Below are 14,350 nucleotides of genomic sequence, written 5' to 3'. Positions count from 1 at the left end.
AGTTAGTTCTAATCTTTTTAGTTGTTTTCGCACCATTTTGTTTCCCATGCTTTTATGGATGCTCTTACTTTCTCTTCATCGAAAACCGTATTCTTAACAGTCGATTCCCGTTGTGCCTGCAAAAACATTTTCCATCTTGGCCAGTAAAAATCTTTGTACATCCCTTTCCATGCCCTTGAGGCATAATCATTTAAATGGCCTTCTCCTCCCCAAAGTGTTATTAATGTTTTGGCATTTTTTACATATAATTTGGATTCAGCAGTGGTTTTACCGTATTCAGATGCTGATTTTACCCAATTATTCAAACTGTTCAAAGGCTGACCTGACATCATTTTGTCAATATCCACAGCCTGTTTTTCTATTTTTTTGAATAATGCATCACCTTTTTGTATGTTTTTTGATTCATACGCTTTTACACATTCCATCAGCATTTCATCAATACAAAGTGAATAATAATGTCTTGAAGCGTCTATAAGATCATAATTGTAGAGGTTCTTTTTCTCATAATTTTTAGCTTCTTTATTCAAAATATCCAAAGCCTGTTTTAGTTTTTCTTTATCTCCGGGATTGCCTTTGAATTCTGTTATCTTTAATGTAGGTCTTTTAAAAAACAAATAAGCTCCGGCCCAGTCATTCCACCAGCGGGTTTCCCAATATTTAGTACTGTAAACAGACTCTATTAATAATTGCCAGCCTTGAAAAACTGCATCTGAAGTTTTTCCGTATCGGGCATTCAAATGTTTCTTTAGCCAGTCATTTACCTGTTCTTTTCCCAGTGTCCATGGAAGATCATAAATATATTCATAAACTATCGAGTTGTTATTCAAACCTTCAGGCATAACACCATAACCTACGATATTGCCTTTATTAGGGTTTTCCAGCAAGCTTGTAAGTTCATTTTTATAGAAATTCAAATCGCCATACACAGGATTCGATCCACCATAATTATGTACGTAACCATAACTCCATTGTTTTCCGTAAAAAGCTTCCTGATTTTCCCAAACTTTATATCTGTCATTTGCATAATCCTGAACTATCATTCGGTCATTCGGTACTTTACTTAAGAAAGCTTTCGTTGCTTCTTTTGTCCAGAATTCTTTATTATCTCCAAAAAGCCAGCCCTGCATCACCCAGGTTGCTTTTGGAGAAGCTTCATTGATGGTTTCGAAAATAGTTTTTCCGTAATCTGCTAATTCTTCATTTTTATGTTCTTCAGAAACCGGAGGAGTTATTTCGTTAAAGGAATCCGCCAAATAAAAATCAGATGGCCCGTATGTTTTGGTATAGATTTCTATAAAACGTTTCCCTATTTCTTTAAACAAAGGATCATTAGGATCTAACAGGTAAGTGCTCTCAAAACCTCCTCCTGACCATGATTTTAATTCACTGATTTTTGAATTAGGATGTGACTCTGCAAAAGCTTTTGGCACATAACCACTAAATGCCGGTACAACCGGATGCATACCCAAATCTCTCATCCTTTGCAATAATTTTTTCTGGATGTTTTGCTTTTTATTAATCCATTCCTGAGGTAAAGGTCCATCGAGACTATTTATGTTTCCCATTCGCTGCCAGGGCAAAAATGCGGGTCCTGCAAAATGTGCCTGTAATTGTGTATCTGTTACCCCATACTCTTTCCATAGTTCTTGCCAAACCGCCTCTTGTCCTTCCAGAGCTGTAGGCAGATTAATGCCGTGAAGGGCCATCCAGTCAATTTCCTGTTCCCAGCGTTTCCAGTCCCACCATGGAGTTGTGTAGCCAAAAGTACAGGCGTTCAAATATTTCCTATATTTAAAAGGAGTAACAAGCTTTTTTGAATATGCAGGCCATTTTTTAGGCAGATTGATTCTGTTTCCTTCCCAGCTTACTGAAACGGCTCCAATATCTTTTAGAAAAGTATAAGCTGCATAACAAATAACAGTATTTGAGGTTCCTTTAATTATTACTTTACTTTCAGTCGTTTCCACTTCAAACGAATCCGGATTCTGACTTTTATTTTCCATAATATGCAAATCAAATTCTTTCGCACGATTACCAAGAAGTCTTTCCAGTACAGCATCTGCATTTTTTTTATCTGCATTTTGGCAATACGAATCTGATCCCAGAAAAAACAGGATTATAAAAAACAGTATAACACTGTTATTAATTAAAGAATGATAATTTTTAATTTCCGGATACTCACTTTTCATATAAATACATATTTAGATTAACAACAAATCATTTTCTTAAAAACTTAAGCATAAAAAAGAGGGAGATTATGAATTAATCTCCCTTTTTCAAATCAACTTAAAAACTAACTCAAAATTTAAGTTCAACATCTTACCAAAATATTGACTTCAAAACACTTCTAACATTTTCTCATCTCTCTTCCAAACCAGATGATTAACTTATGATAAAATTACTGGTAAAGAATCTTTAAGAAATGGACACATTGTTCAAAACTATGGACATATTTTGCAATGGTTTTTTTATGGATAAATTGAGGGCATTAAACAAAAAACTACAACTTTTTTAGGGTTGTAGTTTTTGTTGTAAACAATATAAAAATGATTTTCTAACTATAAATTGTATTTAAGTATGATTTTTTTAATAATAAGAAATCTCAGGTCGATATCATAATGGGGTATTAAACTTTTCGTAGTAATTATCAAGAAGTATGGAAGCATCGTTTTGAGAGGCCAATACTGTGAGCCCTGTTTCACAAAGTGCTTCAATCCTGCATCTTTCATCTTTTACGGATGTTAATTTTCCTAATTTTTTATCAAAGATGGCAATGGTGTCGATAGCATTTTTAATAATTTTTATTAATTGCTTAAAATCTTGCTGAGTCAGTCTGTTTTCCTGAACATAATTTTCTAATCTGCCTCCCCTTCTATATTTAGGATATTCATCGAGTCCCATGAAATTTAGCATCCAGTTTTTGTCATAATATCCTATGGCTTTTATGATTCCTATATAATCGGCAATTAATTCATCGTGAAGATTGTTAGAAGCCAATCCGTATCTTTTTAAAGTATACAAATGTGTAAATTCATGTTCTTTTCTAATTGAAATGGAGTGTTTAATCCATATATCTTCGGTTAAGCCTAATTGTTTTGCTGGTACATTGCTATACGGTTTTGTGCTGAGGATAATCAATTTGTCTTTATACAAAGATTTGTTAGGTATAATAGTAGAAAATTCCTGATTCCAGTTTCCTAAAGGATTTTTTGAAAGCCAATCCTTTTTTAGAATATTGATTCTTTCCCAATTATTGATACCGTTTATCAACGCAGCTCCCATTGAAACAGGAATTTCTACAGGATTATTTTTGTATAATAGCGATTGAATTATTTTTATAAAATCATCTTGATTTGAAACAATTAAAACAGGAACTTTTCCTGCTATGCATTGATTAACTTCAAATTTTATACTTGAAGGATCGGTTAATTCTAAACAGGCAGATAAATTTGTAAAATCTTTTTTACCTCGTAATGTAGCGTCTTTGTACAACTCCGTTTTTTCTATTCCTGTTTCTATGGGGAAATTGAGTTGAGGGTAACATCTTTTTAACAAATCAAATGCATTGTTATTTTTATTGTTTTCAGAATAGTCATCCCAAAATTCGATATTTGATTCTTCTAAAAAAGATTGTTTCTTACCAAACTTATTAAAAAGATATTCTTTAAGTGTGTGAGACAAATTAAAAGGAAACTCCTGATTCACTTTTAAGGAAACTGAATTATCCATATTATGCCATTTGACGTTTTGCCAGCTGGGTAAACAAACCATCTAACTGCATTAATTCTTCGTAAGTACCGGATTCTCTAATTTCTCCTTTATCTAATACAAAAATACGATCAGCGTTTTTTATAGTACTCAATCTGTGTGCAATAACAATTCGGGTAGCCTGAAGTTTATCTAAACTTTCTGCTACGATATTTTGTGTCCTGTTATCAAGCGCACTGGTGGCTTCATCCATATAAAGTAATCTTGGTTTATGTACAATGGCTCTTGCAATCATCAGTCTTTGTCTTTGCCCTCCCGAAAATGTTCCTGCGCCTTCACTTATAAAAGTGTGCAGTTCCATGGGCATGGTTTTGATATCTTCTTCCATACCGGCCATGCGTGCTGCTTCCCAGGCGTCATCTAATGTCAGCTCAGAATTTCCAACTATATTCTGGTAAATACTTCCGGACATTAATGCTCCGTTTTGTAGTACCACCCCAATTTGTCTTCTTACCAGCTCTTTATTCATGGTATCAAAAGTATTTCCGTCATAAAATATAGATCCCATTTCCGGGTGCTCAAATCCTAAGAGTAGCCTCATAATTGTTGATTTTCCGGATCCGGAAGCACCAACGAAAGCTACCATTTCGCCGGGCTTAATTTTGAAGGTAATATTTTTTAATATCAAAGGCTGATTCTCGTTATATCGGAATGAAACTGAATTCATTTCAATTTCACCGCTTAATTCACCGGGATCAACACTTTGTTCTACAGATTCTGTTTCTTCTTCTAAAATGGGTTTAACTCTTTCGTAGAGCGGAATAACATTGAGTGAAGTTATAAAAGCCATACTTAATCTTAAGCTATCACTTAAAAATTTATTAAACGCTGTTATGAAAGCCATAAAAGCTCCTACTGTCAGCATAGTGGTCATTTTATCGGCATTGTGAACTGTATAATATATAAACGAAAAAAAGAAAATACTGGTAAAAAGTGGGTATGAACTATTAAAAACTTCTACAAAATTCTGATAACTACCCGAACTAAATCCTAAGCTTTTGAGTTTTGAAAATTTATCAGCCCAAAGAGCAAAGACTCTTTTTTCGCCGCCTGTAATCCTTATTTTACTGATTCCTGATAAAAATTCAAAAAGAAATCCCTGAATTTCTCCTTGATATTTAGAGACTTCCCTGTCGTATTTTAATTTTAAACACCCCATTACAATCATAAATATAACGGCAACCAAAGCTAAACCTACTCCTACCCATGCTAAACCAGAATCGTAATAAAAAAGCAGTATTAGGTTAACAAATGAAAATGCACCACTCAAAACTGCTGTCATCAGTGTGTTGGATAATATTTGTCTGATAGAATTAATGCTTAAAACTCTGTTGGTAAGATCTCCTGCTGTATATTTTTTATAAAAAGTTACCGGCAATCTCAGTATATAGTCCATAACACCCGCCTGCAGATTGATACTTGATTTTGATTCTACACGCATTTGTAATACGCCCTGGACAAGCTGAAGACCGGCAGTGACTAAAGCTATTATGATCATAATACTAAATACTTCAAAATGGATTGACCTGTCAGCTGTTGGTATAACATCGTCAAAAATTATCCCTGATAGAATTGGAATCAGCAAGCCTATCAAACTGCCTGCAAAAGAAGCCAGAATTAATAATTTAGCATCTTTTTTAACGCCATTCATTGCAAAATTTAATACTTTTTTCATCGAATTCATTTTGACATTGAATCCTGAAAAAAACATATAGCCAATTGGTTCTAATTTCTCGGCAATTTCCTGATTTACAACAGACTCTGTACCGGAAGATAAATTTTTAATCAAGTAACTATTTGAAGTTTTTTGTATTAAAGCCACCGGTTCATTATTGGGTTTTAAAAAAGCCAGTAAATGACCGTTTTCTTCTTTCCACCAAACATCTCTTAAGATGATTTTGCGCACTCGTATTTTAGAACTTTTTGCAATGGCGTACAGCAGATTACTTGCACTATTTTGATGCGTTTCAACATGTTTGGGTTCCTCGAACTTAAATCCTGTCTGGTCTCCTATTAACTGGCAGGTAGCATGCAGTATACTTTGTTTATTTGTATTTTTAGATGAAATATGAGGAACACTATTTTTATGGCCCGAAACTATCGATTTTATTTTTTCGAGAGTATTTTTTAACTCATCTTCCTCGTTTATGAGTTTATCATTAAAATGCGTATTCTCGATTAAACTGTTGCTTTCTATGCTTTTATTAATCTGATTATAAAAATAGGATTGCATCTTTTCTAAAGAGATTAAAAAATTAATTTCTTCTTCAATAACTTCCCGGGTGTTTAATATTTTTATATCTGAATTATCCGATAAGGATTTAATCCATAATTTGTTAGATACGGGTATTGGAAAACTAGTTTCATCTGTTGAACTAATTTTCATTTCATCTGAGAAAACTGAAAGATTTCCTTTAAGTAATTTTACCCAATTTATTCCGTTTGAAGGATATGCTATTACGTTTTCATTCAGAGTTATTTGATCAAAATCATTGAGTGCAGTGTAAACTCTTGGTGCATTCTTAAAACTTAATTCGGCTGATGTTTTTAAAATCCATTTATTGATCATGTTTTTTAAAAAGAAACGATCAACATTCAGAAGATCACTTTTTTGAATTGATAATAATTTAGCTTCATTTGAAAAAACAATCAGTCTCGTATTATCAGAGCACTCCTGAGGTAATAAACTAAATAATAATTCTCCTTGTCTGGCAGAATAAAGATATTTTAAAGCACATAAATATTCTCCCTCATCATCAATTTTAGTGTAAAACACATTTACTTCTCCCGAAATAATCATCCAAAAACGGTTTGTATGATTTAGAATCAGTGGTTGCTCAACGCCGATATGTATTTTCTCTTTCGCTGACATATTAACTAAATTTATTTTGTTTCAATCAGATGTGAATACACACCGTTTAACTTTAATAATTCCTGATGAGAACCCCGCTCCACTATTTTTCCATACTCCATGACAATTATTTCGTCACAATCAATTATGGTGCTTAATCTGTGAGCTACAATCAAACAGGTACATCCTCTTTTTTTGATATTATCCATTACTGTTTTTTCGGTTGTAGGATCTAAGGCGCTGGTTGCTTCATCCATTACCAAAATAGTCGGATTTCCGGCTAAGGCTCTTGCAATTTCAATACGCTGGCGCTGTCCTCCGCTAAAATTAGTTCCGCCTTCCATTACAAAACTGTCATATCCGTCGCTTCGGGCCGCAATAACATCATGAATAACGGCATCACGGGCAGAATTTATAATGTGTTTCTCAGGAATCATTGAATCCCAAAAAGAGATATTCTCCTTAATAGTGCCATTAAAAACAATTACATCCTGGTCTACAACTGCCAATGAACTTGTAATAACATTTCTTGGAATTTCTTTTCTGTTTTTACCATCAAGTAAAATGTCTCCATTCCATGGATCATAAAGACCGGAAGCTATTTTCGCTATAGTCGATTTGCCGCTTCCAGAGCCTCCTACTAGAGCTACTCTGCTTCCGGGTCTTAGTTTTAAATTGAAATTTTCAATCAATGCCGGCATTGTGGTGTTGTATCCAAATGTGACATTTTTCATTTCAAAGTATCCAATTAATTTATTTTTTATCTGTTGATTATTGTCTTGTTTACTATTTTCATTTTGCTCTTTTTCTCTAAACTGATTGTCGATTTCATAGTTTAAAACATCGTCAATTCGTCCCATATCACTTTCTGTCTCATGAAGCATGGTTCCTACACTCACAAGCTGATTTACAGGATTGATAAAATTTGACATTAAATAAGTAAAAGCAACCAAAGCTCCCAGAGTCATTTCTCCATTCATAATCTGCAAAGCTCCTATTCCTAAAATTAATGCGTTAGTTAACGATGTAATCAGACTTGGCATAACATTCAATCTAATTGTTAACCATCCTAATTCTTGCTGGGCATTCATTACTTTTGCCAGATATCCTATCCAGTTCGTAAAAAAATCATTTTCTCTTCCTGAGGCTTTTAGTGTTTCAATCATACTAATTCCGGAAGTTGTGGTTCCTAAGAGTTTTCCAGTTTCATTACTCAATCTGCGGCTTCCGTCTTTTCTGGCCGTTGAAACATATCTTAAAATTAAAATGTTTAATCCTGCCATGAAAATTCCAATTAATGTAAGGGTAACATCATAGGAGAACATTAGGGCTGCATAAAATAATACCGCAATAACATTCAGAGCAGCATTTGCCAGATCACCACTTAATAATTTCGCTACCTTATCGTTCAGCGAAACCCTGTTACCAACTTCTCCGCTATAACGCTGTGTAAAAAAAGCTATTGGCAAATGAAAAACATGCCAAAGGAATTTACTGGATGTAACTAATGCCAGTTTTGTTTCTAATTTGAGTAAAAAATATTGCTGGAGATAAACCAAAACAGCATTAATAATCAATATTGCTCCCATAATCAAAAGCAATGGCATTACAAATCCCGAAAAATTATTAATGAGATATTTATCTATAAAAACCTTAAGAAAAGACGGAATTACTAAGCCAGGAATTATTAAAAACAAACTTGCCAGAATAATATAGGTAATACTCCACCTGGAATTGGCTACCCTTGATAATAACGAAGAAATTAAGTCTCGTTTTTCATTCCCTTTCTCAAAAGCGGTATTGGTTTCAAAAGTTAAAACTACCCCTGTATAGCAATCGTCAAATTCCTGATGAGTTACAGAATATCTTCCTTGCGCAGGGTCACTTAAAAATACTTTGTTTTTAGTAAAGCCCTCTAAAACTAAAAAATGGTTAAAATTCCAAAAAATAATCGCAGGCATTTTAATCATCATCAATTTTTCTATAGACTTTGCATAACCTTTGCCGTCCAGTCCAAACTCTTTGGCTGCTTTTAAAATATTGGTTGCTTTTAAACCGTCTCTGGAAACCCCACAGGATATTCTTAATTTTTCTAAAGGAACAAATTTTCCAAAATGACCTAAAATAATACTAAGCGCCGCTGCACCGCATTCTACACTTTCCATCTGTAAAACAGTTGGAACCTTAACGGGCCGGGCTTGTTTTTCGATAACAAAAGTTGAACTGGTTGCCATTTGTATGTATTAATATAAGTCAAAAAATTTCTTGAATGCAGGAACTACAATAGTTACCGGAGGCTCTTCTTTTATGGTCACTTTCCCCATACATGAAGTCCCTTCTTTTATAAAAACATCAGGACCTTTTGCTGAAGTCCATTTAAAACCACTGTACGATTCCGTATCAATTTCAAAATCTACATGAACTTCAAACAATGCTCCGGCAGCTAAAAGACTTTTTGCTAACTGATCGTTTTTAACTAAGGTCAGCATTCCTTGTTGTGTTACCGGAAAATCAGAAACATAGGTCACTTTTCCTTTTATAAAGCCATACTCCTGGGGCTGTACGGTAGAAGGAACTACCAAAGCTTCCATTCCTTTTTTAATTTTTTTTCCGTCCTGTGAAGGAATATAAAGCACTCCTTTTAATTTGGATTCTGAAGTTTGATGGAGATTTTTGAGTTTGAATAATGGAGTTCCGGCACCTACAACAACTCCGGCATCGGTCAAAACTTCGACAACTTCTCCGTCATAAGGGCTTTTTATATTTCTTTGAGTATCATAACGTTCCGTAAGGAACTGCAAATTTCTTTCGGCTTCCGCAATTCTTTGATGCTGAAGTGTAACTTTCTGTTGCATATCAAAACCCAGATTATGCTGTTGGTTTGATGTTTCAACTTTTTGGCCTTTCAGTCTTTCGATATTATTTTTTGAGGTTTCAATTTGCTGTTTTGTACCGGCTACTTCAGATTTTGTTATCAAACCTTTGTTTAGAAGGACAGTCTCAGATTCCAGCTGATTGTTTAAAAATGATAATTTCTTTTTTTCAGATTCGATTTCACCCTGAATACTGACACGTGTCTGTTTGATCATTTCGCTTTGCAGCTGCGTACCCTGATTTCCATAAGATGATAATTTCCCCATTTCGAACTTTCGGTCTGAAACCACTGCTTTAGCATCTTCTATTTGTTGGGACAACTCAGGTTGTTTAATAGTTGCTATAATATCTCCTTTTTTTACTTTGTTTCCAACAGCCACTTTTAATTCTACTAACTGTCCTTGTGAAGTTGCTACAACCTCATGCACTTCACCTCCTAATACCACTCCAACGGCATCCAACTTTGTTTTTACAGTACCTGCAAACGACCAAACTACTCCGGTAAATAACGCCAATGCAACTGTAACCAATGCTATCCAGGCTTTTGGTCCTGTAACTTTAATTAACTGATCTAATTTTTCTGGTGTAGAAAGCTTTTCTAACGCCGATTTTCTGAAAAAACTTGCCGACATGATTTCTTTATTTTGGTTAATTTTCTATGTTGGGAACTGTATAAAAAGCATTTTGAAGCACGCTCAAATCCTGTTTTTCTTTTGAAAGAAGTGTACCTGTTTCATGTCTTAGACTTATAATTGCATTTGAAAACTGCTGCTCTGCATTCAGATATTCTAATTCTGAATACGTAAATCTTTCCTGAAACTGCATCAAATTAAATAGTGTTGTAAGGCCAATTTGAAACTTCTCCTGTTCATTATTAAAGGCCTGCTGATAAAACATCATCGATTCTTTTGCTTTTTCAAGAATCAGGACACTATTACTTAAATTATTAAGTGCAATATTGATATTTAACTCAATGTTTCTCTGAGTGTTATTTGCAATCACTTCCTGATCTTTGACTGCGATTTTACTTATCGAATAATTACCTTTTGCTATGTTATTATTTAATGGAAATGAAAAAGTCAGTTTAGCTCCTCCTCCAACATCCTGTCCCTGATTATTGACAAAAGAAGACAATGTTTTATCTATTCCGTTTCCGTTACTGGTGCTTCCGTAATAAACAAATCCGGTCAAATCCAGCTGAGGCTTCAAATTGTTTTCTGCCAATTGATACTGAAGTTCTATAGCTTCAGTTACCTTTTTAACTGCTTTTAAATCCCCGCGGTTCTCTATTGCCGCTTTTAGAAAAGGTTCTTTATTGCTATTTTGTTTATAACCGCTTTGTGCAACTGCCGGAAAATCATTCACAGGATCATCTAATTGCTGGCTTTCCTGCTCAGATAAACCAATGGCTCTTCCTAAATTTAGTCTTGCATTATATAAATTTTGCCTGGCAACAACGGTTAATCTTTCCTGATTGGTTAAATCGGCATTAATTTGAGCCAGATCGCCCTGCGGTTTTTTATCAGCTTTAACCAGTTCATTTGTCATTTCTAACAAATTTCGCACCCGGGCTTCATTCTGTATATAAACATCTAAACTTTTAAAGGCAGTATAATAACTCCAATAGGCAAGCCCTATTTGCAAGATTTCATATGAATTTGTAAACTCATATTCGTTTTTATTTTTATCAATATAAAGATTTGAAATTCTTTCTCCTGTTGTTGCAATTCGTTTTCCGCGCCCCCTTAAAAGCGGTTGCGTCAATGAAAAATTTACAACTCCGGTATGGTTACCGTAAAAAGGTCCTACAAATTCATTAAAGTTATTAAACGGAAAATTGCTGTCTTTATAAAGATAGCGTAAGCTTACTTCTGCAATTTGTGATGTCCGGAATCTTTTTAACAGGTTCGCCGAAAAATCAACTGAATTGGATTTTAAGGGACTGTCAATAAATTCGTTTCTGGGATCAGCGTCATAAAGATTATAACGGCTTCGTTGGTAAGAAAGCCCTGAATTCAAATTATAATCAAATGTGCCAGCCTGTACCTGAACGCCTGCTTCTGCATTTTGTACAGCATAATAAGTGCTTATAATATTTGGATTTTTATTAAATGCAATGCTTGAAATTTCAATTAAATCACATTTAATTTTAGATTGACTGTATATACTGGTAAAAGCACCAATCAATATAGTAAAAAAGAAATAGTAAGCCCTCATATAAATTCTGATCTTTATTATTATGCCTGAGAAAACCTATTCAAAATTTGTCCAAAACGAGAACCGGCCTGTGCAACTCCGTCTAATATTTTTGTGTCAATTAAATCCTCTTCTTCTGGCGTACCGTATCCTAACTGATCCGTAGTTTTTCTTAACCTGTTAGAAAGAAATAATGCCAGTGCATAATAAAAATTAGCCTTGAAATCAGGGTTTGTTGAAAGCCTCAGCTCTACAACCTGTCTTGAAATTTTGTATACTGTCGATGCCTTTTTTGCAATTACTGAAACTGAAGGAGGCCTTGTTTCCAGAAATGACATTTCGCCTACCACTTCTCCGGATCCTAATGTTGCAATATCCTCCTTATCACCGTTTTCTGCACACACAGCTAACTGACCTGATAATATGATATAAAGGCTGTCTATAAAATTGCCTTTTTGAATCAGTTTTTCTCCAATTCCTAATTCAATTTTTTGGCCGTTCCGGATCATCCATTCTACATCTCTGCTATCTAACTGGCCTAAGAAAAAAAGTGCTCTTTTCATAATGTATTTGTTAAGGTTGTACTAATTTATTTGAATTCATACTGTTGATTAAGACAAAAACTCTGATAGCTCTGACATTAATATATTACTTATAAATGCTTCGTAAAGAATCATACAAACTTTCATAATCAGTCATACCTGTTCCATTTGATGAACCGCCACTAACAGTATCTAATTTTTTTTCATCCAGTTCTACATCCTTCATCTGTGGTTTTACAGGAATATTTATGTATATGTACTCTGGATTTGACTGGTCAGCTACTTTAATTTTTTTTCCGGTTGGTAAACTTCTTCCAAAAAACTTTTCCAGTGTCTCTTCAGGATTTGTAAGTAATGATTTTTTGAAATTATCATTTTCCCAGGCTTCTGTTATGATCCTGAAAAATACATCCTGACCTCTTTTTTGTTCTTCTGTTAATATCATGTTTTTGTTTTTAAATTTATTTTTGCTGGTAATAATTGTTTTTATAATTTCATCTCAAAGAATTTATTAATTCCTTAGGAGAAATATCATATTGGCCTGAAAACAATTTTGAAAAATAATGGACATCATTGTAGCCCACAGAATATGCAACTTGCGAAATTGAATTTTGAATATAATTATCAATCAGATGTTTTGCTTTATGCAATCGCAGGATACGTATGTACTTATTGGGTGTTAAATGAACTAAGCTTGCTATTTTTCTATGCAATTGTCTTTCACTAACTGCCATTTTGTATGATAGTTCATACAAATTCATATCATTTTGGTTAATTGAATTGTAAATCTCTTTTTCTAAATTTATTAACCAGTCCTGATCTAATTTTGTAACCTTTTGCGGATTTATTTTATTCAGACATAAGCCCTGAACATTTTTATTGGATTCATAAATTTCAAAAATATCAGGACGTCCCTGAATTGTCAGGCTAACAGATTTTGATTTGATTTCTTTTAAAATTTCTTCAATGAGATCATTTATTTGTTTACTGCTGGAAAATATAATCTCATTTTGAGATTTTTTATTGTCAACAGTATCTGGTTTACTGGCTGTAATGATGGTATCTAATGGATTTTTAATATTTTGAACAATCTGATTTAGAACATCAGGAGATGACCAATCTATTGTAGTACTTTTTGAAATTTGATTTATCATTTTACCGGGAAATTAATTGGTTATTCAATTATTTTAGCAATCTGTTACGGAATAAAAATTAAGCTTGATATGGATATTGAGCATTATCAAATATCTGACTGGATATTTTGTCTATATGCTGTGATGTGACTAAATACTTGTTGCTATGATAAAATTCTTTTAGTCCGTCGTAGCACATCGATATTGGAATGGTTTCTGAACCTAAATAATTAACTGAGTTTCCAATAATCTCTGTTTTTATTCCAAGCAGGTTCATAATCCTTAATAGTTTACTGTCGCATTCAGCAAAAGCAACACCATCTTTTTGTTCACATATTGGGGCAATGGCACATACCATTAACCTTCTGAATAATGTTCTGTCTTTAATATCTTTTTTTGTAGCAAATCTTCCAATATGCCACACTGAAGATAATTTCTCAGAATAATTCAATACAGTCAGCGGATCGATATTAAAAATTTTCTGAAGAGGGAGTTTTGCTTTATAATCCCATTTGATTACCCGTATGGAACCCTGAATGTTTCCGGAAAAATCTTTGGCAACGAAAATTTCAGAATTCTTAAAATAATTTAATTCTTCGTCATACACTTCCTGAGTATCGGTTATAAGTTCCTTTGTAGTTACATTTTCGCAATGATGACTGAAATTCTCTTCAACTACAAACTTTGCTAATTCAGTTAGCTGATCTAACTCTAATCTTTCTAAATAACTTTGTATCATAGTCATGGCTGTTGGTTTATATCAAAGCTAATTTTGATTAGACTTTATATGACTACACCAAATAGTAGTATTTTGTTCTATATCAATAAACTACACTTTTGTGTAGAGTTCTCACAACATTAAATTCTTGAAGATATTGTATTGATAAGTAGCTTGTAAAAATACTTCAGGGTTATAATTTGATGAATATTGGAGTAATTTTAACTTTTGAAATTTATAGTCTCTGTTTTATGAATTTTCGATTTTT

Annotated in this window: 10 protein-coding genes; all 10 read right to left on the bottom strand. The window is 33.6% G+C overall.

The genetic code is table 11. The features are described 5' to 3' along the window. Positions 1-17: 17 nt before the first annotated feature. Complete coding sequence (locus tag DMB68_RS05930) at positions 18-2,189, bottom strand: alpha-N-acetylglucosaminidase (RefSeq protein WP_110345707.1); 2,172 nt, start codon at positions 2,187-2,189, stop codon at positions 18-20. A 424-nt stretch (positions 2,190-2,613) separates the two neighbouring features. Then, a complete protein-coding gene (locus DMB68_RS05925) occupies positions 2,614-3,729 on the bottom strand; it encodes a DUF7005 family protein (protein ID WP_110345706.1) in 1,116 nt (371 codons plus the stop codon). A 1-nt stretch (position 3,730) separates the two neighbouring features. Continuing rightward, positions 3,731-6,640 carry an NHLP bacteriocin export ABC transporter permease/ATPase subunit gene (locus DMB68_RS05920; RefSeq protein WP_110345705.1) on the bottom strand — a complete coding sequence of 970 codons (2,910 nt, stop codon included), beginning with the start codon at positions 6,638-6,640 and terminating at the stop codon, positions 3,731-3,733. Between the two features lie 11 nt (positions 6,641-6,651). Then, positions 6,652-8,853, bottom strand: a complete 2,202-nt coding sequence (locus tag DMB68_RS05915) for an NHLP family bacteriocin export ABC transporter peptidase/permease/ATPase subunit (protein ID WP_110345704.1) — start codon at positions 8,851-8,853, stop codon at positions 6,652-6,654. 9 nt (positions 8,854-8,862) lie between these two features. Next, the gene (locus DMB68_RS05910) at positions 8,863-10,125 is read right to left on the bottom strand and encodes an NHLP bacteriocin system secretion protein (protein WP_110345703.1); all 1,263 of its coding nucleotides are present in this window, start codon (positions 10,123-10,125) and stop codon (positions 8,863-8,865) included. Positions 10,126-10,141: 16 nt separating this feature from the next. Further along, positions 10,142-11,710 carry a TolC family protein gene (locus DMB68_RS05905; RefSeq protein WP_110345702.1) on the bottom strand — a complete coding sequence of 523 codons (1,569 nt, stop codon included), beginning with the start codon at positions 11,708-11,710 and terminating at the stop codon, positions 10,142-10,144. A gap of 20 nt (positions 11,711-11,730) precedes the next feature. After that, positions 11,731-12,252: a cyclic nucleotide-binding domain-containing protein gene (locus DMB68_RS05900; RefSeq protein WP_110345701.1), complete on the bottom strand. Its 522-nt coding sequence runs from the start codon at positions 12,250-12,252 to the stop codon at positions 11,731-11,733. A gap of 85 nt (positions 12,253-12,337) precedes the next feature. Further along, entirely contained in the window at positions 12,338-12,676 is a 339-nt protein-coding gene (locus DMB68_RS05895; RefSeq protein WP_110345700.1) for an NHLP leader peptide family RiPP precursor, read from the bottom strand. A gap of 49 nt (positions 12,677-12,725) precedes the next feature. After that, positions 12,726-13,385 (bottom strand): helix-turn-helix domain-containing protein, encoded by a 660-nt coding sequence (locus DMB68_RS05890; RefSeq protein ID WP_110345699.1) that lies wholly within the window; start codon positions 13,383-13,385, stop codon positions 12,726-12,728. 58 nt (positions 13,386-13,443) lie between these two features. After that, positions 13,444-14,109: a hypothetical protein gene (locus DMB68_RS05885; protein ID WP_165830099.1), complete on the bottom strand. Its 666-nt coding sequence runs from the start codon at positions 14,107-14,109 to the stop codon at positions 13,444-13,446. Between the last annotated feature and the right edge of the window lie 241 nt (positions 14,110-14,350).

Origin of the sequence: Flavobacterium hydrophilum (assembly GCF_003202405.1) — a bacterium.
GTDB lineage: Bacteria > Bacteroidota > Bacteroidia > Flavobacteriales > Flavobacteriaceae > Flavobacterium > Flavobacterium hydrophilum.
Note: the sequence above shows the minus strand (reverse complement) of the source record. Positions and strands in the feature narration are given on the sequence as shown.